This window comes from Agromyces sp. NPDC029043 (genome assembly GCF_055564615.1).
In genome coordinates this window covers 17,976-36,478 of the sequence record NZ_JBVHVX010000002.1, presented here as the reverse complement: position 1 = coordinate 36,478, position 18,503 = coordinate 17,976, and the positions used below count along the sequence as shown (strand labels likewise).

The following is an 18,503-nucleotide window of genomic DNA, read 5'->3' as shown; positions in this document are numbered from 1 at the left end:
GCGACGAGGTCAGGGCAGGCGTTCCCACCCCGTCGCAGTCGTTCCCGGCGGCCGCCCGGCTCCCCGTTCCGGGCGGCCGCCGGAGCTCCTAGTGCTGCACCGCCTTCTCGGCTCCGAGGCCCGTGAGCGAGCGCACCTCCATCTCGGACTGCTTGAGCGGGTCCTCGCGACGCGCGTCGAGCACGCTCACGATCCAGCCGAGGAGGAAGGCCAGCGGGATCGAGACGATGCCCGGGTTCGACAGCGGGAAGATCGCGAAGTCGATCGCCTCGGTCTTGAGCATCGACGTCTCGGATCCCGAGACCACCGGCGAGAGCGCGATGAGCACGATCGCCGAGATCAGGCCGCCGTACATGCTCCACAGGGCGCCGCGCGTGGTGAAGCCCTTCCAGAACAGCGAGTACACGATCGTGGGCAGGTTCGCCGAGGCCGCCACCGCGAACGCCAGCGCCACGAGGAACGCGATGTTCTGGCCGTTGGCGCCGATGCCGCCGATGATCGCGACGATGCCGATGATCACGACCGTGCGACGGGCCACCTTCACCTCGGCGCCCGGCTCGGGCTTGCCCTTCTTCACGACCGACGCGTAGATGTCGTGCGCGAACGACGCGGCCGCGGTGATCGTGAGGCCGGCGACGACCGCGAGGATCGTCGCGAACGCGACCGCCGAGATCACGCCGAGCAGCAGCGGTCCGCCGAGTGCGAACGCGAGCAGCGGCGCCGCCGAGTTCGGGCCGCCGGGAGCCGCGGCGATGATCTCGGGGCCCACGAGGGCCGCCGCGCCGTAGCCGAGCACGAGCGTGAAGACGTAGAAGATGCCGATCAGCCAGATCGCCCAGACGACCGACTTGCGGGCCTCCTTGGCCGTGGGCACCGTGTAGAAGCGCATCAGCACGTGCGGCAGGGCCGCGGTGCCGAGCACGAGGGCCAGGCCGAGCGAGACGAAGTCGATCTTCGCGATCTCGGAGACGCCGTACTTCAGGCCGGGGTCGAGGATCGCCGGGTTCTCCGCGACCTCGACGGCGCGGTCGAGCAGCGCCGAGAAGTCGAAGCCGTGCAGGGCGAGCACCCAGACCGTCATGATGCCGGCGCCCGCGATGAGCAGGACCGCCTTGATGATCTGCACCCAGGTCGTGCCCTTCATGCCGCCGACGAGCACGTAGAGGATCATGAGCGCGCCGACCACGGTGATGACGACGGCCTGCCCGACCTGGTCGCCGATGCCGAGCAGCAGCGAGACGAGGCCGCCGGCGCCGGCCATCTGCGCGAGCAGGTAGAAGAAGCAGACCACGAGCGTGGTGGTGGCCGCGGCGATGCGGACCGGGCGCTGCTTCAGGCGGAACGACAGCACGTCGGCCATCGTGAACTTGCCCGTGTTGCGCAGCAGCTCGGCGACGAGCAGCAGGGCGACGAGCCACGCGACGAGGAACCCGATCGAGTAGAGGAACCCGTCGTAGCCGGTCATCGCGATGGCGCCGACGATGCCGAGGAACGACGCCGCCGAGAGGTAGTCGCCGGCGATGGCCGAGCCGTTCTGGCCGCCCGTGAAGGAGCGCCCGGCCGCGTAGTAGTCGGCCGCGGTCTTGTTGTTCCGGCTGGCGCGGAACACGATGACCATCGTGACGGCGACGAAGGCGCCGAAGATGGCGATGTTGAGCCACGGCTCGCCGGGCGAGGTGGAGGCCGCCGCTTCGAATCGGAACATCAGCGCGCCACCCCCTCGTCGGACTCGTCGAGGAAGACGCCGGTCTCGATCTCGTCGCGGATGCGCTCGGCCTTCGGGTCGAGGTTCTTGTTCGCGAAGTGGACGTACCACATGGTCACGGCGAAGGTCGTGACGACCTGCGCGAGGCCGAGCAGCATGGCCACGTTGATGCTGCCGAACACGCGCGTCGACATGAAGTCGACCGCGTAGACCGCGAGCAGCACGTAGGCCAGGTACCAGGCCAGGCACGCGCCGAGCACGGGGAAGACGAAGCTCCGGTGCGTCCGGCGGAGCTCTTGAAACTCGTGCGATTGCTGCACTGCGGGATAGTCGACGTGGCTCAGGTCGACATCCGCGCTCAGGGCCTCGTTGCCCATGGCGTCTCTCCTTCGAGGGGATGCGGCGGGGCCGAGGCCCGCGTCGCTGCGGTCGCGATTCGTCCATGCTGGCGAAGCGGATGTCGCGCCGGGGACGCCGACCGCTCGTCGTCGGTGAACGGCGCGGATGGTGCGCCGAACGGCGGAGGGGCGACGACGAACGACGGATACAGTACGTGCATGCCCGAGTCGATGCTGCTCGTCGCCGCCGCCGGCGTGGTTGCCGGCGCGCTGGCGGTGGGCGTGGTCGTGCTGCTGCGCCGGCTCGTGGTGGCCTCGCGCGAGCTCGGCACCGACGCCGAGCAGGCGACGTACCAGACCCTGCATCTCGCCTCGCGCGCGGCCAAGCACCTGCGCGGCGACATGACCGAGACGGATGCCGCGAAGGCCGCGAAGCAGCTCCGGGCGCTGCTCGGCGCCGACACGCTCGCGCTCGTCATCGCGGGCGGACCGGTCGCGGTCGACGGCGACGAGACGCTCACCCCGGCGGCCGAGCGGCTGGCCGACGAGGCGGTCGGGTCGGGCCGCGCGCAGGTCGAGCGTCGGGTGCCCGCGCCCTCGGGCGAGACGGATGCCGCGGCCGCGCCGATCCGCGCGGGCGACGAGGTCGTCGGGGCCGTCGTCGCGTTCGCGCCGCGCGTGCGCGCGGGCCTGGTGCGTGCCACGGGCGAGGTCGCCGAGTGGGTGGCGGCGCAGGTCGAGCTCGGCGAGCTCGACGCCTCCCGGGCCGCACTCGCCGAGCTCGAGGTGCGCGCGCTGCGGGCGCAGATCAGTCCGCACTTCATCTACAACTCGCTCAACGCGATCGCGTCGTTCATCAACACCGACCCGGCGAAGGCGCGCGAACTGGTGCTCGAGTTCGCCGACTTCACCCGGTACTCGTTCCGGCGGCACGGCGACTTCACGACCGTCGCCGAGGAGCTGCGCTCGATCGACTCGTACCTGAAGCTCGAGCGCGCCCGGTTCGGCGACCGGCTGACGGTCACGCTGCAGGTCGCGCCCGAAGTGCTCTCGACGGTGATCCCGTTCCTCTCGATCCAGCCGCTCGTCGAGAACGCGGTCCGGCACGGCCTGGAGGCGAAGGAGCGCGGCGGCCGGATCACGATCACCGCCGAGGACTCGGGCGCGTTCGCCGAGATCACCGTCGAGGACGACGGCGTCGGCATCGATCCCGAGCGGCTCGCGGACGTGCTCGCGGGCGGGCGGCCGGGCGAGCACGTCGGCCTGCGCAACGTCGACGCGCGACTCCGGCAGGTCTACGGCGACGAGCACGGGCTCGTCGTCGAGACGAACCTCGGCGCGGGCACGCTCGTGCGGATGCGAGTGCCGAAGTCGCAGCCCGGCCGCTCCGCGGCATCCGTCGACGGCGCCGATGGGAGACTGGTGCCGTGATCTCGGTCCTCATCGCCGACGACGAGCAGCCCGCCGTGGACGAGCTGGCGTTCCTGCTCGGTCAGGACCCGCGGATCGGCACCATCCACCGCGCGAACTCGGGATCCGAGGCGATCCGCATCCTCACCCGCGAACCCGTCGACGCCGCGTTCCTCGACATCCACATGCCCGGCCTGTCGGGCTTCGACCTGGCCCGGGCGCTGCAGCGCTTCGAGCACAAGCCGGCGTTCGTGTTCGTCACGGCAGACGAGGAGGGCGCGCTCGAAGCCTTCGACCTCGCGGCCGTCGACTACCTGCTGAAGCCCGTGCGCACCGAGCGGTTGCAGCGATCGGTCACGCGCATCGTCGAGGCGATGCGGCAGGCCCAGCCGGGGGCGGCGGATGCGGCGGCCTCGCGTCCCGAGATGATCGCCGTGACGCTCGGCGGCACGACCCGCATGATCCGGCGCGACGACGTGCGCTACGTGCAGGCCCAGGGCGACTACGCGCGGCTGCACACCGACGAGGCGAGCTACCTCGTGCGCGTGCCCATGTCCGACCTCGAACGGCAGTGGGCCGACGCCGGCTTCGTCCGCGTGCACCGCTCGTACCTCGTCGCGCTCCCCCACGTGCAGCGCGTGCGACTCGGGGGCGAGCGGCCGACCGTCGTCGTCGGGCAGGCCGAGCTGCCCGTGAGCCGACGTCTGCTGCCCGGCCTCCGGGAACGCCTCGAGGCGGCGACCCCGCGGGCGCGCCCGTGAGCGAGGAGGAGCCTCCGCGGGAGCGCGTGCGGGTGACTGCGCCGCGCACGGGCGCCGTCGCGGCATCCGCCCGCCGTTCGACCGCGCGCCGACGCGGCGCCACCGGCCGCCCCGGCCCGACCAGCGACGTCGAGGCCGTCTACGTGCGGTCGCTCATCCGCTCGCAACTCCGGCTCGCGATCGTGTGCGCGGTCGCGTTCGTCGTGGCGACGGCCGCCTACGCGATCGCCGTGGCGGTGCTGCCCGCGCTCGACGAGACGTTCGTCGCGGGCGTGCCCGTGTCCTGGCTGCTGCTGGGGCTCGGCGTGTACCCGCTCGCGATCACCGTCGCCGCGCTCTACGTCCGCGCCGCGACCCGGAACGAGGCGCGCTACCGCGCGCTCGCGGAGGAGCCGTGAACCCCGCGATCGGGTACGCCGCGATCGCGACGGTCGCCGTGGCATCCGTGCTCATCGGCGTCTACGGCCTGCGGATCTCGCGCACGACGAGCGACTTCTACGTCGCCTCCCGCACCGTGCGGCCGTGGTGGAACGCGTCGGCGATCGGCGGCGAGTACCTCTCGGCGGCGTCGTTCCTCGGCATCGCGGGCCTGATCCTGCTCACGGGGGCGTCGGCGCTGTGGTTCCCGATCGGCTACACCGCGGGGTACCTCATGCTGCTGCTCTTCGTCGCGGCGCCGCTGCGCCGCTCTGGCGCCTACACGATCCCCGACTTCACCGAGGCGCGGCTCGAGTCGTCCGCCGTGCGAAGCGTCACGAGCGTGCTGGTCGTCGTGATCGGATGGCTCTACATCGTGCCGCAGCTGCAGGGCGCCGCCCTCACGGTGCGCATCACGACCGGCCTGCCGAGCTGGGCCGGGTCGGTCGCGGTCGCCCTGCTCGTCGCGGTCGTGGTCGCCGCCGGCGGGATGCGCTCGATCACGTTCGTGCAGGCGTTCCAGTTCTGGCTGAAGCTCGCGGCGCTCGCGATCCCGGTGGTCGCGCTGCTGATGGTGACGGGCGCCGTGGAGCCCGAGCTCACGCCGACCGCCGCGTTCCCCGCCGGGGCGGGCCCGGGCTCGCTCGAGGTGTACCGCACGGTCTCGCTCATGGTCGCGCTGCTGCTCGGCACGCTCGGCCTGCCGCACGTGCTCGTGCGGTTCTACACCAACCCGGATGGCCCGGCCGCGCGCCGCACGACGCTCATCGTGCTCGTGCTGCTGTCGGCGTTCTACCTCTTCCCGACCCTGTTCGGGCTGCTCGGCCGCTCGTTCGCGCCCGACCTCGCGACCCCCGGCGACGCCGACGCGCTCGTGCTCGTGCTGCCCGACCGGCTCGTGCCCGGCGTCGCGGGCGACCTGCTCACGGCGCTCGTGATCGGCGGGGCCTTTGCGGCGTTCCTCTCGACGTCGTCGGGCCTCGTGGTCTCGGTCGCGGGCGTCATCTCGCAGGACCTCCTCGGCGGCAGCGTGCGCGGCTTCCGCATCGCGGCGTTCGCGTCGACCGCCGTTCCGCTCGTCGTCGCCCTCGCGACCGAGCCGGCCGGACTCGCGGGCAGCGTCGGCCTCGTGTTCGCCTTCACCGCGTCGACGCTGTGCCCGGTGCTCATCCTCGGCATCTGGTGGCGCGGGCTCACGGCGCGCGGCGCGATCGCGGGCATGGCGACGGGCGCGCTGCTCTCGGGGGCGGCGATCCTCGGCGGGGCGCTCGTCGCAGCATCGGCGCCCGCCATCCGCCCGCTCGTCGAGCAGCCCGCCGCATGGACGGTGCCGATCGCGGTGCTCGTGACCGTGCTCGTCTCGCGCGCCGACCGGCGCCGCGTGCCGCGCGGCACCGACGCCTTCCTCGCCCGCCTGCACCTCCCGGAGCGCGACGGCGCCTGAGCTGCGCTGCGAGCGACCACGCCGCGGCGAGCGCTCGAGGCGGGAGTGAGCGGATGCCGCTACTCGGCCGGCACGCGCTCGGCGAGTCGCACGGGTCGCCCGTCGCGCTCGGCGAGGCGCGCCTCGAGGCCGGCTCGCACCGCCGGCCACTCCTCGGCGAGGATCGAGTAGACGGCGGTGTCGCGCCACGACGCGTCGGGGCGGCGCTGCACGCGGCGGAGCACGCCCTCGAAGCGCGCGCCGAGTCGCTCGATCGCCGCGCGCGACCGCTCGTTCACCGCGTCGGCCTGCAGCTTCACTCGGCCGAAGCCGTGGTCGAAGGCGAGCCCGAGCACCAGCAGCTTCGTCTCGGGGTTCACGGCCGTGCCCCACACGCGCGGGTCGTACGCGGTCCAGCCGAGATGGGCCGATTCGTTCTGCAGGTCGAGGTCGCCGAGCTTAATGGCGCCGACGACGGTGCCGTCGTCGGGCCCGCCGCGGAGGCGGACGGCATACGGCAGGCCGTCCGCCGCGGGCGTGTACGACGCGCGCGCGAAGTCGGCGAAGGCCTCGCCGTCGGCCGGAAGCCCCGACGGACCACCGCCGTACCCGCCCGCGAACACCTCAGGGCGGCGGATGGCACGCTCCAGCGCCGGCACGTCGTCGCCGGTCATCGGGGTGAGCGTGACGAAGCGGCCGACGAGCGGCGCGGGCTCGGGACGGCGTGCGGGCATGCCCCCGAGTCTCCCACGCGAGCGGCGCCCGAGCGCTGCCTGTGCATCGCGACCGCGCGACATCCGCCCTCGTCCATTCCCGAGTTCGTGCGGGTGCACCCGCGGAAACCCGGAACTCGCGAGGTCGCGCCCGGCGCGCCACGCCACCCACCCCAATCATTCCCGAGTTCGTGCGGGTGCACCCGCAGAAACCCGGAACTCGCGAGGTCACGCCCGGCGCGCCACGCCACCCACCCCACTCATTCCCGAGTTCGTGCGGGTGCACCCGCGGAAACCCGGAACTCGCGAGCGAGCGAGCGAGCGAGTGAGTGAGCGAGCGAGCGAGCGAGTGAGCGAGCGAGGCTCAGTCGAGCAGGTCGTGCAGCTGCACGATCTCGTCACGGCCGGGACCGACCCCGATCGCCGAGAAGCGGGCGCCCGACATCGCCTCGAGCTCGCGCACGTAGCTCTGCGCGTTGGGCGGGAGGTCGGAGAACTCGCGAGCCCCCGAGATGTCCTCGGTCCAGCCGGGGAACTCCTCGTACACGGGCTTGGCGTGGTGGAAGTCGGACTGCGAGACCGGAACCTCCTCCATGATCACGCCATCGACGTCGTACGCCACCGCGACGGGAATGCGGTCGACGCCGGTGAGCACGTCGAGCTTGGTGAGCACGAAGTCGGTCACGCCGTTGATGCGCGCGGTGTAGCGCGCGATTGGGGCGTCGTACCATCCGGTGCGACGGCGACGGCCGGTCGTCGTGCCGTACTCGTGCCCCTGCTCGGCGAGGAACTCGCCCCACTGGTCGAACAGCTCGGTGGGGAACGGCCCCGACCCGACGCGGGTCGTGTACGCCTTGACGATGCCGATGACCCGGTCGATGCGGTTCGGCGCGATGCCCGAACCGGTCACGGCGCCGCCGCTCGTCGCGTTCGACGACGTGACGAACGGGTACGTGCCGTGGTCGACGTCGAGCATGGTCGCCTGGCCGCCCTCGAACAGGACGGTCTGGTCGGCTTCGAGCGCCCGGTGCAGCAGCAGCGACGTGTCGGTCACCATGGGGCGCAGCCGATCGGTGTAGGCGAGCAGTTCCTCGACGATCTCGTCGACGCCGATGGCGCGGCGGTTGTACACCTTGACGAGCAGGTGGTTCTTCTGGTCGAGCGCGCCCTCGACCTTCTGGCGCAGGATGTTCTCGTCGAACAGGTCTTGCATGCGTATGCCGACGCGGTTGATCTTGTCGGCGTAGGTCGGGCCGATGCCGCGGCCGGTCGTGCCGATCTGGCGCTTGCCGAGGAAGCGCTCGGTGACCTTGTCGAGCGTGCGGTGGTACTGCGTGATGACGTGCGCGTTGGCGGAGATGCGCAGCTTCGACGTGTCGACGCCGCGCGATTCGAGGCCCTCGATCTCCTCGAACAGCACCTCGATGTCGACGACCACGCCGTTCGCGATCACCGGCGTGACCCCGGGGGTGAGGATGCCCGACGGCAGCAGGTGCAGGGCGTACTTCTCGTCGCCTACGACGACGGTGTGCCCGGCGTTGTTGCCGCCGTTGAACTTCACGACGTAGTCGAGGCGCGAGGAGAGCAGGTCGGTCGCCTTGCCCTTGCCCTCGTCGCCCCACTGCGCTCCGATCAGTACGACCGCGGGCATGTCAGTCCTCTCGTGCCGCACCCGGCGCGGCGGATTCATCGGACGGGTCGCCGGCGGTCGCCTCGGGCGACTCCTCCGACGGCAGGGGGACCGTGATGACGGGCATGAGCTGCGTGGGCGTGAACTCCGAGGCGATGCGCGCGGGCGCTTCGGGATCGGCGCCGGAGAGGTCGGCGGCGGCGCGTTCGGCGCGCCGCTGGAGGCCGAGCCGTTCGGCGGCACGCCGCTCAGCGTCGAGCGCACGCAGGTAGGCGCGGTTGGGCTCCTCCGACCAGGGCACCGGCGCGCCGGCCGTCCATCCTGATGACGCGAGCTGCTCGCGGGCGAGGTCGACGGCGACGACCGCGTAGGCGAACGCGTCGAGAGCCCGCCCCTCGGAGTCGGCGAGGTCGGCCAGCTCGGCCCAGGCGAGCGGCGACGACGGATGTTCGGCCACGACGCCCGCGAGTCGCCCACGGTCGGCGTCGGTCAGCGCCTGCCGGACCTCGGGTTCGTCGGCGAGCACCGCCTCGTCGCCGTGCGGGGTCTGGTCCTGAGTCACACTCAACGGTATCGCATGGGGTCTGCGCGACCCGGGCGCGGCTCAGACGGTGACGGCGGGCTCGACCCCTGCGAGCGCGGGCCCCAGTCCGAGGTCGACGAGCACGACGCGGCCGGCGAGTCGCGCGGCGGGAGGAAGCAGCAGGCCGGCCTTCACGGCGCCCATCGTCACCGTGACGTCGGCGGGCAGCACCGTGGGATCGGGCACGCGTCCGTCGTCGGGCGAGATGCCGCTCGGCAGGTCGACGGCGACGACGAGCGGATGCCGCGTGCCGGCCGGCCTCGCGGCGTGCCCGCGTTCGGCCAGCCGCTCGAGCACGCGCGCGACGAGGTCGCGCGCCCGTCCGCGCAGCGCGGGGCTCGCGGCCGCGCCGATCCCCAGGATGCCGTCGACGAGCACGTCGGCCGCGTCGATCGTCGCGTCGAAGCCGGCCGGGTCGGCGTCGGGGTCGACGTCGGTCGCGCCCGCCCGGCGCGCGGCGGCGGCGCCGGTCTCGTGCAGCCGCGACCCGACGGCCACGATCCGCACGTCGGCGCCGAGCTCGGCCAGGTGCGCACCGGCGAAGAGCGCGTCGCCGCCGTTGTCGCCGGAACCCGCGAGGATGACGACGAGGCGGCGGGGCCGGCCATCCGCCGAAGCGGCCCGGTCGTGTTCGCGGGAGCGCGCCCGTTCGTCGCGAGCGCGCCCGGCCGCCCGGGCGGTCTCGCGACCGACGGGAGCAGCGGGTAGTCCGACCAGCCGGGCGACCTCGTCGGCGAGCGCGGCCGCCGCCCGCCGCATGAGCGGCTCGCCCGCGGCGAGGAGCGGCGCCTCGGCGGCGCGCACCTGCGCGGCCGTGTAGCCCGATCGGGGCGACGGCGTGAGTCGGGGTGCGTCGGTGCTCACGCGCTGAGCCTACGCCGCGGCATCCGCCCCTGCCAGATCCACCGAATCACGGTAGCTACCTATTGACATTCGATACTTATTGCGCGACATTCGAGACATGACTTCACTCAACCGCGTGATCGTCCCGTTGCGGGTGCTCATCGTGCTCGTGTTCGCCGGGCTCGTCGTCGCCCAGGTCATGAGCCTGCCCGGCGAGTTCCTGCAGCAGGCCCGCGAGGCGCCGCAGCTCGGGCCGCTCCCGTGGATCCTCCTCGTCTTCTCGATCCTCGAGGTGCTGTGCGTGCAGGTCGTGCTCGTCTGCATCTGGCGTCTGCTCACGCTGATCCGCGCCGACCGCATCTTCAGCGACAAGGCCTTCGTCTGGGTCGACGTCATGGTGTGGACCATCGTCGCGGCCTGGCTCATGCTGTTCGCGGTCTCGGCGTTCCTCATGGCGGTGTTCCTGATGACCCCCGAGCTCCGCGATCCCGGCAACGGCATCCCGCTCGTCGGCCTGGTGCTGATCGGCGGCGTGGTCGTGCTCGTCGTCGTGGTGCTGCGCGCGCTGCTGCGGCAGGCGGCCGCGATGCGCAGCGACCTGGAAGAGGTGATCTGATGCCGATCGTCGTGCGCATCGACGTCGAGCTCGCCCGGCGCAAGATGAGCGTGGGCGAGTTCGCCGACCGCGTCGGGCTCACCCCGGCCAACGTCGCGGTGCTCAAGAACGGCCGCGCCAAGGCCGTGCGGTTCAGCACGCTCGACGCCATGTGCCGCGTGCTCGACTGCCAGCCGGGCGACCTGCTCGAGTGGGTCGACGACGCCCCGCAGGGCGACGAGCACCCGAACACGAGGGATCCGCGGCTCCCGTAGGCTGGAGGCCATGTCGAAGGTCCTCACCTCCCTGCCCGCCGGCGAACGCGTCGGCATCGCATTCTCCGGGGGGCTCGACACCTCCGTGGCGGTCGCGTGGATGCGCGAGAAGGGCGCCGTCCCCTGCACCTACACGGCCGACCTCGGCCAACCCGACGAGCCCGACGTCGACGCCGTGCCGGGCCGCGCGCTCGAGTACGGCGCCGAGCTCAGCCGCCTCGTCGACGTGAAGACCGCGCTCGTCGAGGAGGGGCTCGTCGCGCTGCAGTGCGGCGCGTTCCACATCCGCAGCGGCGGCAAGACGTACTTCAATACGACCCCGCTCGGTCGCGCGGTCACGGGCACGCTGCTCGTGCGCGCCATGATGGAGGACGGCGTCGACATCTGGGGCGACGGCTCCACATACAAGGGCAACGACATCGAGCGGTTCTACCGCTACGGCCTGCTCGCGAACCCGCGCCTGCGCATCTACAAGCCGTGGCTCGACAGCGCGTTCGTCACCGAGCTCGGCGGTCGCACCGAGATGAGCGAGTGGATGCAGGCGCGCGACCTGCCCTACCGCGCCTCGGTCGAGAAGGCGTATTCGACCGACGCCAACATCTGGGGCGCCACGCACGAGGCGAAGAAGCTCGAAGACCTCGATGCGGGCATCACGATCGTCGAGCCCATCATGGGCGTGCGCTTCTGGGATGAGACGGTCGCGATCGAGGCCGAGGAGGTCACGGTCCGCTACGTCGAGGGCCGCCCGGTCGCGCTCAACGGCGTCGAGTTCGACGACCCGGTCGAGCTCGTGCTCGAGGCGAACCGCATCGGCGGGCGCCACGGCCTCGGCATGAGCGACCAGATCGAGAACCGCATCATCGAGGCGAAGTCGCGCGGCATCTACGAGGCGCCCGGCATGGCGCTGCTGCACATCGCGTACGAGCGCCTGCTCAACGCGATCCACAACGAGGACACGATCGCGAACTACCACCAGGAGGGCCGCCGACTCGGCCGCCTCATGTACGAGGGGCGCTGGCTCGACCCGCAGTCGCTCATGCTGCGCGAGTCCATTCAGCGTTGGGTCGGCTCGGCGGTCACGGGCGAGGTCACCCTTCGCCTGCGCCGCGGCGACGACTACACGATCCTGAACACCGAGGGCCCCGCGCTCAGCTACCACCCCGACAAGCTCTCGATGGAGCGCGTCGGCGACCAGGCCTTCGGCCCGGAGGACCGCATCGGCCAGCTCACGATGCGCAACCTCGACATCGCCGACTCGCGCGCGCGGCTCGAGCACTACGCGCACCTCGGCATCGTGGGCGGCGCGACCGCGCAGCTCGTGGGCGAGATCGCCGCCGGCCAGGCGGCGCAGATCGCCGCGGGCGAGGCCACGACCGAGCTCGACGTCGAGACCGATGCGGCCAACGAGGCGGCCGCGTTCGACCTCGGCACCGACTAAGGTCCTGACGGCGCACGCCGGCCGATGCCATACTCGGGCATCGGCCGCGCGCACCGACCCATGGGCGGCGGCACGCTGACCTTTCGGGGAGGGTGCGATGACCGTGGACCTGTGCGCCCGGGCCGGAGCCCGCGCGTGAGCGGCGGCGAGTGGGCGGCGGTGATCGGCGGCATCGCCCTGCTGGTCGACTGGATCATCCGCATCATCGCGCTCGTCGTGATCCCCCGCGATCGCAAGCCCACCGCCGCGATGGCGTGGCTGCTCGCGATCTTCCTCATCCCGTTCGTCGGCATCCTGCTGTACCTGCTCATCGGCAACATCCGGCTGCCGAAGCAGCGGATGGCGCGACAGCGAGAGGCCGACCGCATGATCGCCGAGCGGGCAGGCGGCGTCGACCTGGTCGCGGACCGGCCCGCGTGGCCGGCATGGTTCGCCACCGCGGTCGAGCAGAACACGCGGCTCACCGGGCTCCCCGTGACATCCGGCAACCGGGCGACGCTGATCGACGACTACGAGGGCTCCATCGACGCCATCGCGGCGGATGTCGCGACGGCGACGCGTTTCGTGCACATCGAGTTCTTCATCGTGACGCTCGACGACACGACGCGCGGGGTCTTCGAGGCCATGGAGGCCGCCGTCCAGCGCGGGGTGAAGGTGCGCCTGCTCATGGACCACGTCGCCTCCCGGAGGTATCCCCCGCATCAGGCGACGATCGCGGAGCTCGACCGCATCGGGGTGGAGTGGCAGTACATGCTCCCCGTGCGGCCGCTGAAGGGCCAGTGGCAGCGACCCGACCTGCGCAACCACCGCAAGATCGTCGTGGTCGACGGCCTCATCGGCCACATGGGGTCGCAGAACCTCATCGACCGCAGCTACGACCTGCCGAAGAACCTCAAGCGCGGCCTCAAGTGGCAGGAGCTGGTCGCCCGCGTCACCGGTCCCGCGGTCGCCGAGCTGAACGCCGTGTTCCGTTCGGACTGGTACGCCGAGACGGGCGAGGTGCTCGGCGAGGAGGCGAACACGCCGGCGACGGCCGTCCCGGTCGACACGTCGCCCGATGCGCTCGACTGCCAGGTCGTCCCGAGCGGTCCCGCGTTCGAGAGCGAGAACAACCTGAGGCAATTCCTCACGCTCGTGAACTCGGCGCAGGAACGCGTGATCATCACGAGCCCGTACTTCGTGCCCGACGAGGCCATGGTCTACGCGATCACGTCGGCCAAGCTGCGCGGGCTCGACGTGCAGCTGTTCGTCTCCGAGATCGGCGACCAGGGCGGCGTCTGGCACGCCCAGCGCTCCTACTACCGCGCCCTCCTGCAGGCCGGCGTGCGGATCTTCCTGTACCCGGGCCCGTACATCCTGCACGCCAAGCACCTCTCGATCGACGACGACGTCGCCGTCATCGGATCGAGCAACATGGACATCCGCTCGTTCGCGCTGAACTTCGAGGTGACGCTCCTCGTTCGCGGGCCCTCGTTCGTGGCCGCCATGCGCGAGGTCGAGGCGAAGTACCGCGAGCTCGGGCGCGAGCTCACGCTCGAGGAGTGGGAGCGCGAGCCCGCGTCGGCGACGTTCCTCGACGGGATCGCGCGACTCACCTCGGCGCTGCAGTGAGCCGCCGGGCGCGTCAGGCCGGCGTCTGCTGGTGCGCGGCGACGTGCCAGGCGCCGTCGTCGTAGAGGTAGGTGGTCGACATCCTGAGGTTGGCGACCTCGTCGCCGCGGCGGGCGACGGCCCGGTACGCGAGGATGCCGGCGTGGTCGCCGAGCCGGACGACCGCGGGTTCGTGGATCTCGTACGAGTCCCACGGCGGGGTGCTCGCGAAGGCGCGCATGACGTCGTCGCGGCCGAGCGCGGCCCCCTCGACGATCATGAGCGCGTCGCGCGTCATGGCGCGGGCGTAGTGCGGCCCGCCGTTGCCGGCCAGGATGGCGCGCCAGCCGGCGTGCTCCTCGTGCAGCAGGCGGGCGGGCAGATCGTCGGTGATCTCGGTCATGCGGCCACGCTACCCGGCCGGCGCCGCACACCCTAGAGCCGGTTGCGCCGCGTGGAGATCGAGCGGATCGCGACGCCGAGGCCGACGGTCGCGTCGAGCTCGTCTGGCCCGACCCGTGTCCTCGCGGCCGTCAGTGCGTCGCGGCCCATCGGCCGCGCGTCGGCGTCGGACGCGTGCGCGCGAGCGCGCCCGGCCGGAGCCCGAGTCGCGCCTCGGCGGCGGCGAAGACGATGCGGTCGGCCTCGGCCTCGTCGATGAGCCCGATCGAGTGGTGCTGCACGGCCACGCCGTCGAGCAGGGCGGTGAGCATGCGGGCGTCGGCGTCGGGATCGGCGCTCGACGCCAGGCCGGCGTCGACGTTCCGCTCGATGATGCGCGCGAACCGGCGATCGGAGTCTCGGTGGTGGCGCGTGAGCGCGGCATGCAGCTCGGGATTGCGCGGCGCCTCGCTCCACGCGTCGATCCACACCAGGTAGTGCTCCCGCGGCGTCGTGCTGAGCCAGTCGGCGAGCGCGGCGAGGGGCTCGAGCTCCTCGGCGAGCGCCTCGTCCTCGACGGACTCGGCCTCCACGGCCGCGTCGAAGGCGGCGGCGACGAGCTGCTCCCGGGTCGCGAAGTAGTGGCGGATGAGACCGTGCACGACGCCGACCTCGGCGGCGACGTCGCGCAGCGTCACGCCCGCGAAGCCGTCTCGGGCGACCAGTCGCAGCGTGGCCGCGATGATCTGCTCGCGTCGTCGCGCGGGATCGAGTCGCGTCGCCATCCGCTCATCGTACGCTCTTGGCCGAATGGCCAACCGTCTCAGCGCCGGGCGTGACGGCGGGCCCACTCGTGCATGACGATGGCCGCCGCCGCGCTCGCGTTGATCGACCTCGTCGAGCCGTACTGCGTGATCTCGACGACCGAGTCGGCCGCGGCGAGCGCGTCGTCGCTGAGGCCCGGCCCCTCCTGCCCGAACAGCAGCACGCACCGCTCGGGCAGGTCGACGAGGTCGACAGGCCGCGAGCCCTCGACGTTGTCGACGGCGACGATCGGCAGGCCCTGCTCGCGAGCCCAGGCGACGAAGTCGGCGACATCCGGATGGTGCATGAGGTGCTGGTAGCGGTCGGTGACCATCGCGCCGCGGCGGTTCCAGCGGCGCCGGCCGATGATGTGCACCGTCGCGGCCGCGAACGCGTTCGCGGTGCGCACGATCGAGCCGATGTTCAGGTCGTGCTGCCAGTTCTCGATGGCGACGTGGAACGGATGGCGCCGCTCGTCGAGGTCGGCGACGATCGCCTCGAGGCGCCAGTAGCGGTACGCGTCGACGACGTTGCGTCGGTCGCCGTGCTCGAGCAGCTCGGGGTCGTAGCGGGGATCGTCGGGCCACGCGTCGCGGCCTCCGGGCCACGGACCCACGCCGTGCTGCGGCAGCGACGGCTCGTCGTGCGGGTCGCCGGCGTCGGGACCCGGCGCGTCCGCGCCATCCGCTCGCCACTGGACCACGAGCCCACGCTAGCCGGAACGCCGCCCGCCGGCCCACCGGGGGACGCCGCGGCGCGGGGCGTCGTCGTGGCGTCCGTTTCGGGGCGCCGAAAACCCCGCTACGATTTCGGTATGCCGAAACATGCCGTCGTCGTCACGCTCCTCGCAGCTGCAGCCGCAACCCTCGCGCTGAGCGGATGCAGCGGTGCGCCCGCGAACGGCGACGCCGACGAACGCCCCGTCGTGCTCACGACCTTCACGGTGCTCGCCGACATCGCACAGGAGGTGGCGGGCGACCACCTGCGGGTCGAGTCGATCACGAAGGTGGGCGCCGAGATCCACGGCTACGAGCCCACGCCCGGCGACCTGCGTCGTGCCGCCGGTGCCGACCTGATCCTCGACAACGGCCTGAACCTCGAGGCGTGGTTCGCGCAGTTCGTCGAGGGCCTCGACGTGCCGCACGTCGTGGTGAGCGAGGGCGTGGAGCCGATGCCGATCGCCGACGGCGAAGCGGAGGGGCTCCCGAACCCGCACGCGTGGATGTCGGCGCTCAACACGCAGGTCTACGTCGACAACATGGTCGACGCCTTCAGCGAGCTCGATCCCGAGCACGCCGAGGAGTACGCCGCGAACGGCGAGGCGTACCGAGCCGAGCTGCAGGCGGTGCACGACGAGCTGGTCGCCGAGCTGTCGGCGCTGCCCGAGAATGAGCGCGCACTCGTCTCGTGCGAGGGCGCCTTCTCCTACCTCGCCCGCGACGCCGGACTCACCGAGCGGTACCTCTGGGCCGTCAACGCCGAGCAGCAGGCGACCCCGCAGTCCATCGCCCGCACGATCGAGTTCGTCGACGAGCAGCGCGTGCCCGCCGTGTTCTGCGAGTCGACGGTCTCCGACGACGCGATGCAGCAGGTCGTCGAGGCGACGGATGCCGCGTTCGGCGGCACCCTCTACGTCGACTCCCTCTCGGAGGCTGACGGGCCCGTGCCCACCTACCTCGACCTGCTGCGCCACGACGCCGAGGTCATCACCGAGGCGCTGACCGGGAGCGCCGGATGAGCGGCTCCGCGACGTCCGCCCGCGCCGCCGCCGCCCGCGCCGACGGGCCCGCGCTCGAGGTGCACGGCCTCACCGTGCACTACGGCGACGTGCTCGCGCTCGACGACGTGAGCCTCACCCTGCGGCGCGGCACGGTGAGCGGCCTCATCGGCATGAACGGCTCGGGCAAGTCGACGCTGTTCAAGGCGATCATGGGCACGGTCCGGCCCGATCGGGGGACGGTCGCGATCGCGGGCCTCCCGCCGAGGGCGGCACGGCGCGCCGGGATCGTCGGCTACGTGCCGCAGAGCGAGGATGTGGACTGGTCGTTCCCGCTCAGCGTGCACGACGTCGTCATGACGGGGCGGTACGGCTTCCAGGGCTTCACGCGCCGGCCGCGGCCGGCCGACCGCGCCGCCGTCGCCGAGGCGCTCGACCGGGTCGAGCTGACCGACCTCGCCGACCGCCGGATCGGCGCGCTGTCGGGCGGGCAGCGCAAGCGCGCGTTCGTCGCGCGCGGGCTCGCGCAGGGCGCCGACGTGCTGCTGCTCGACGAGCCCTTCGCGGGCGTCGACCGCCGCAGCGAGGCGACCATCACCGACCTGCTGCGCGACCTGGCGGCAGGCGGTGCCACGGTGCTCGTCTCCTCGCACGACCTCGAGGCCCTGCCGCGGCTCGCCGACGAGTCGATCCTGCTGCTGCGCCGCGTACTCTTCCACGGCCCGACCGGCGAGGCGGTGCAGCCCGAGCAGCTGGCGCGCGCGTTCGGTCTCGACCTCACCGGGCGCACCACAGATGACGGAGGCGACTGACGTGCCCATCCTCGACTTCCTGCTCGAACCGCTCGGCTACGACTTCATGCAGCGCGCGTTCCTCGTCACCATCACGGCCTCGATCGTCTGCGGCGTGCTGAGCTGCTGGCTCGTGCTCATCGGCTGGTCGCTCATGGGCGACGCGGTCTCGCACGCGGTGCTGCCCGGTGTCGTGCTCGCCTACCTGCTCGGCACGCCGTTCGCGCTCGGCGCACTCGTCTTCGGCATCGGCGCGGTCGCCCTGATCTTCCTCGTGCGGTCGACGAGCCGCGTCAAGGAGGATGCCGCGATCGGCGTCGTGTTCACGACCCTGTTCGCCCTCGGCCTCGTGCTCATCTCGGTCGTGCCCAGCCAGACCGACCTCGGGCACATCCTCTTCGGCAACCTGCTCGGCGTCAGCGTCGCCGACCTCGTGCAGGTGCTCGTGCTGGGCGCGGTCACGCTCGCGATCCTCGTGCTGAAGCGCCGCGACCTCACGCTGTACGCGTTCGATCCGACGCACGCGCACGCGATCGGGCTGAACCCCCGGGCGCTCGGCGCGCTCCTGCTCGGGCTGCTCGCGCTCACCGTCGTCGTCGCGCTGCAGGCGGTCGGCGTCGTGCTCGTCGTCGCGATGGTGATCATCCCGGGCGCGACCGCGTACCTGCTCACCGACCGCTTCGCGCGCATGCTCGTCATCGCGCCCTCGATCGCGGCCGCCTGCGCGATCGTCGGCATCTACGCCAGCTATTACCTCGACGCCGCGTCGGGCGGCATGGTCGTGCTGACGATGGGGGTCGCGTTCGCGCTCGCCTACCTCTTCGCCCCGCGGCACGGCATCATCGGCCGGCGCGTCGCCGCCGCCCGCCGCCGTCGTGCGGCCGCCCCTGCCGTCGACCGCCCTGCCGAGGCATCCCCCGCCCGCTGAGGCGCCGCGGCCCGCCGGTCGCGGCGCAGCCGGCCTCTCCGAGTTCAGATCGGCGGATATACGATCCGCCACCCCGGTGGGGACTCCGGAACCGCGGCGCGCCCGATCGTATATCCGCCGTGTTGTGCGCGGTGAAGAGGTCCGCCCCGGGTGCACGGCAC

The 18,503-nt window shown here is 72.2% G+C and carries 20 protein-coding genes; 11 read left to right on the top strand and 9 right to left on the bottom strand.

Annotated features, from left to right (window positions below; genetic code table 11):
• Positions 1 to 88 precede the first annotated feature (88 nt).
• Positions 89 to 1,705, bottom strand: coding sequence for a solute symporter family protein (locus tag ACZ4TW_RS03830; RefSeq protein WP_465540339.1), 1,617 nt, complete (start codon positions 1,703 to 1,705; stop codon positions 89 to 91).
• Positions 1,705 to 2,082, bottom strand: coding sequence for a DUF485 domain-containing protein (locus ACZ4TW_RS03825; protein ID WP_465540337.1), 378 nt, complete (start codon positions 2,080 to 2,082; stop codon positions 1,705 to 1,707). The genes ACZ4TW_RS03830 and ACZ4TW_RS03825 overlap by 1 nt, the downstream gene beginning before the upstream one ends.
• A gap of 180 nt (positions 2,083 to 2,262) precedes the next feature.
• Here ACZ4TW_RS03825 and ACZ4TW_RS03820 point away from each other — a divergent pair, with 180 nt between their 5' ends.
• From ACZ4TW_RS03820 to ACZ4TW_RS03805, 4 genes are read left to right on the top strand one after another with little or no spacing between them, the layout of a single operon-like run.
• A complete protein-coding gene (locus ACZ4TW_RS03820; RefSeq protein WP_465540335.1) occupies positions 2,263 to 3,474 on the top strand; it encodes a sensor histidine kinase in 1,212 nt (403 codons plus the stop codon).
• Positions 3,471 to 4,214 (top strand): LytR/AlgR family response regulator transcription factor, encoded by a 744-nt coding sequence (locus ACZ4TW_RS03815; protein ID WP_465540333.1) that lies wholly within the window; start codon positions 3,471 to 3,473, stop codon positions 4,212 to 4,214. The genes ACZ4TW_RS03820 and ACZ4TW_RS03815 overlap by 4 nt, the downstream gene beginning before the upstream one ends.
• A complete protein-coding gene (locus ACZ4TW_RS03810; RefSeq protein ID WP_465540331.1) occupies positions 4,211 to 4,612 on the top strand; it encodes a hypothetical protein in 402 nt (133 codons plus the stop codon). Before ACZ4TW_RS03815 ends, ACZ4TW_RS03810 begins: the two co-directional genes overlap by 4 nt.
• A complete protein-coding gene (locus ACZ4TW_RS03805; RefSeq protein WP_465540329.1) occupies positions 4,609 to 6,075 on the top strand; it encodes a sodium/solute symporter in 1,467 nt (488 codons plus the stop codon). Before ACZ4TW_RS03810 ends, ACZ4TW_RS03805 begins: the two co-directional genes overlap by 4 nt.
• A gap of 59 nt (positions 6,076 to 6,134) precedes the next feature.
• Here ACZ4TW_RS03805 and ACZ4TW_RS03800 read toward each other — a convergent pair whose 3' ends face one another.
• The 4 genes from ACZ4TW_RS03800 to ACZ4TW_RS03785 form a co-directional block, all read right to left on the bottom strand.
• Positions 6,135 to 6,788: a GNAT family N-acetyltransferase gene (locus ACZ4TW_RS03800; RefSeq protein ID WP_465540327.1), complete on the bottom strand. Its 654-nt coding sequence runs from the start codon at positions 6,786 to 6,788 to the stop codon at positions 6,135 to 6,137.
• A gap of 343 nt (positions 6,789 to 7,131) precedes the next feature.
• Positions 7,132 to 8,418: an adenylosuccinate synthase gene (locus ACZ4TW_RS03795; protein WP_465540326.1), complete on the bottom strand. Its 1,287-nt coding sequence runs from the start codon at positions 8,416 to 8,418 to the stop codon at positions 7,132 to 7,134.
• A 1-nt stretch (position 8,419) separates the two neighbouring features.
• Positions 8,420 to 8,959: a DUF3151 family protein gene (locus tag ACZ4TW_RS03790; RefSeq protein WP_465540324.1), complete on the bottom strand. Its 540-nt coding sequence runs from the start codon at positions 8,957 to 8,959 to the stop codon at positions 8,420 to 8,422.
• Positions 8,960 to 9,001: 42 nt separating this feature from the next.
• Positions 9,002 to 9,844 carry an NAD(P)H-hydrate epimerase gene (locus tag ACZ4TW_RS03785; RefSeq protein ID WP_465540322.1) on the bottom strand — a complete coding sequence of 281 codons (843 nt, stop codon included), beginning with the start codon at positions 9,842 to 9,844 and terminating at the stop codon, positions 9,002 to 9,004.
• A 97-nt stretch (positions 9,845 to 9,941) separates the two neighbouring features.
• Here ACZ4TW_RS03785 and ACZ4TW_RS03780 point away from each other — a divergent pair, with 97 nt between their 5' ends.
• The 4 genes from ACZ4TW_RS03780 (at position 9,942) to cls (ending at position 13,742) form a co-directional block, all read left to right on the top strand.
• Positions 9,942 to 10,439 (top strand): DUF2975 domain-containing protein, encoded by a 498-nt coding sequence (locus tag ACZ4TW_RS03780; RefSeq protein WP_465540321.1) that lies wholly within the window; start codon positions 9,942 to 9,944, stop codon positions 10,437 to 10,439.
• Positions 10,439 to 10,693 carry a helix-turn-helix domain-containing protein gene (locus tag ACZ4TW_RS03775; RefSeq protein ID WP_465540319.1) on the top strand — a complete coding sequence of 85 codons (255 nt, stop codon included), beginning with the start codon at positions 10,439 to 10,441 and terminating at the stop codon, positions 10,691 to 10,693. The genes ACZ4TW_RS03780 and ACZ4TW_RS03775 overlap by 1 nt, the downstream gene beginning before the upstream one ends.
• 10 nt (positions 10,694 to 10,703) lie before the next feature.
• A complete protein-coding gene (gene argG, locus ACZ4TW_RS03770) occupies positions 10,704 to 12,131 on the top strand; it encodes an argininosuccinate synthase (protein WP_465540317.1) in 1,428 nt (475 codons plus the stop codon).
• A 135-nt stretch (positions 12,132 to 12,266) separates the two neighbouring features.
• Positions 12,267 to 13,742: a cardiolipin synthase gene (gene cls, locus ACZ4TW_RS03765; protein WP_465540316.1), complete on the top strand. Its 1,476-nt coding sequence runs from the start codon at positions 12,267 to 12,269 to the stop codon at positions 13,740 to 13,742.
• A 13-nt stretch (positions 13,743 to 13,755) separates the two neighbouring features.
• On the opposite strand, the gene ACZ4TW_RS03760 is transcribed toward cls, so the two are convergent.
• The 3 genes from ACZ4TW_RS03760 to ACZ4TW_RS03750 all read right to left on the bottom strand — a co-directional run bounded on the left by ACZ4TW_RS03760 (position 13,756) and on the right by ACZ4TW_RS03750 (position 15,537).
• Positions 13,756 to 14,124 (bottom strand): nuclear transport factor 2 family protein, encoded by a 369-nt coding sequence (locus ACZ4TW_RS03760; protein ID WP_465540314.1) that lies wholly within the window; start codon positions 14,122 to 14,124, stop codon positions 13,756 to 13,758.
• A gap of 130 nt (positions 14,125 to 14,254) precedes the next feature.
• Positions 14,255 to 14,887, bottom strand: coding sequence for a TetR/AcrR family transcriptional regulator (locus ACZ4TW_RS03755; protein WP_465540312.1), 633 nt, complete (start codon positions 14,885 to 14,887; stop codon positions 14,255 to 14,257).
• Between the two features lie 38 nt (positions 14,888 to 14,925).
• Positions 14,926 to 15,537 carry a TrmH family RNA methyltransferase gene (locus ACZ4TW_RS03750; protein ID WP_465540890.1) on the bottom strand — a complete coding sequence of 204 codons (612 nt, stop codon included), beginning with the start codon at positions 15,535 to 15,537 and terminating at the stop codon, positions 14,926 to 14,928.
• A gap of 183 nt (positions 15,538 to 15,720) precedes the next feature.
• On the opposite strand from ACZ4TW_RS03750, the gene ACZ4TW_RS03745 reads away from it, so the two are divergent.
• The 3 genes from ACZ4TW_RS03745 to ACZ4TW_RS03735 are packed head-to-tail and all read left to right on the top strand — an operon-like array spanning position 15,721 to position 18,342.
• On the top strand, positions 15,721 to 16,644 hold the full coding sequence (locus tag ACZ4TW_RS03745; protein WP_465540310.1) for a metal ABC transporter substrate-binding protein: 924 nt from the start codon (positions 15,721 to 15,723) through the stop codon (positions 16,642 to 16,644).
• The gene (locus ACZ4TW_RS03740; protein ID WP_465540308.1) at positions 16,641 to 17,435 is read left to right on the top strand and encodes a metal ABC transporter ATP-binding protein; all 795 of its coding nucleotides are present in this window, start codon (positions 16,641 to 16,643) and stop codon (positions 17,433 to 17,435) included. The genes ACZ4TW_RS03745 and ACZ4TW_RS03740 overlap by 4 nt, the downstream gene beginning before the upstream one ends.
• 46 nt (positions 17,436 to 17,481) lie before the next feature.
• A complete protein-coding gene (locus ACZ4TW_RS03735) occupies positions 17,482 to 18,342 on the top strand; it encodes a metal ABC transporter permease (protein ID WP_465540888.1) in 861 nt (286 codons plus the stop codon).
• The last annotated feature ends 161 nt before the right edge of the window (positions 18,343 to 18,503 follow it).

Bases quoted from the DNA above. Each gene is read 5' to 3' on its own strand.
- ACZ4TW_RS03830 (WP_465540339.1), bottom strand. From the start codon at position 1,705: ATGTTCCGATTCGAAGCGGCGGCCTCCACCTCGCCCGGCGAGCCGTGG.
- ACZ4TW_RS03825 (WP_465540337.1), bottom strand. From the start codon at position 2,082: ATGGGCAACGAGGCCCTGAGCGCGGATGTCGACCTGAGCCACGTCGAC.
- ACZ4TW_RS03820 (WP_465540335.1), top strand. From the start codon at position 2,263: ATGCCCGAGTCGATGCTGCTCGTCGCCGCCGCCGGCGTGGTTGCCGGC.
- ACZ4TW_RS03800 (WP_465540327.1), bottom strand. From the start codon at position 6,788: ATGCCCGCACGCCGTCCCGAGCCCGCGCCGCTCGTCGGCCGCTTCGTC.
- ACZ4TW_RS03795 (WP_465540326.1), bottom strand. From the start codon at position 8,418: ATGCCCGCGGTCGTACTGATCGGAGCGCAGTGGGGCGACGAGGGCAAG.
- ACZ4TW_RS03780 (WP_465540321.1), top strand. From the start codon at position 9,942: ATGACTTCACTCAACCGCGTGATCGTCCCGTTGCGGGTGCTCATCGTG.
- ACZ4TW_RS03775 (WP_465540319.1), top strand. From the start codon at position 10,439: ATGCCGATCGTCGTGCGCATCGACGTCGAGCTCGCCCGGCGCAAGATG.
- argG (WP_465540317.1), top strand. From the start codon at position 10,704: ATGTCGAAGGTCCTCACCTCCCTGCCCGCCGGCGAACGCGTCGGCATC.
- ACZ4TW_RS03760 (WP_465540314.1), bottom strand. From the start codon at position 14,124: ATGACCGAGATCACCGACGATCTGCCCGCCCGCCTGCTGCACGAGGAG.
- ACZ4TW_RS03755 (WP_465540312.1), bottom strand. From the start codon at position 14,887: ATGGCGACGCGACTCGATCCCGCGCGACGACGCGAGCAGATCATCGCG.
- ACZ4TW_RS03745 (WP_465540310.1), top strand. From the start codon at position 15,721: ATGCCGAAACATGCCGTCGTCGTCACGCTCCTCGCAGCTGCAGCCGCA.
- ACZ4TW_RS03740 (WP_465540308.1), top strand. From the start codon at position 16,641: ATGAGCGGCTCCGCGACGTCCGCCCGCGCCGCCGCCGCCCGCGCCGAC.
- ACZ4TW_RS03735 (WP_465540888.1), top strand. From the start codon at position 17,482: ATGCAGCGCGCGTTCCTCGTCACCATCACGGCCTCGATCGTCTGCGGC.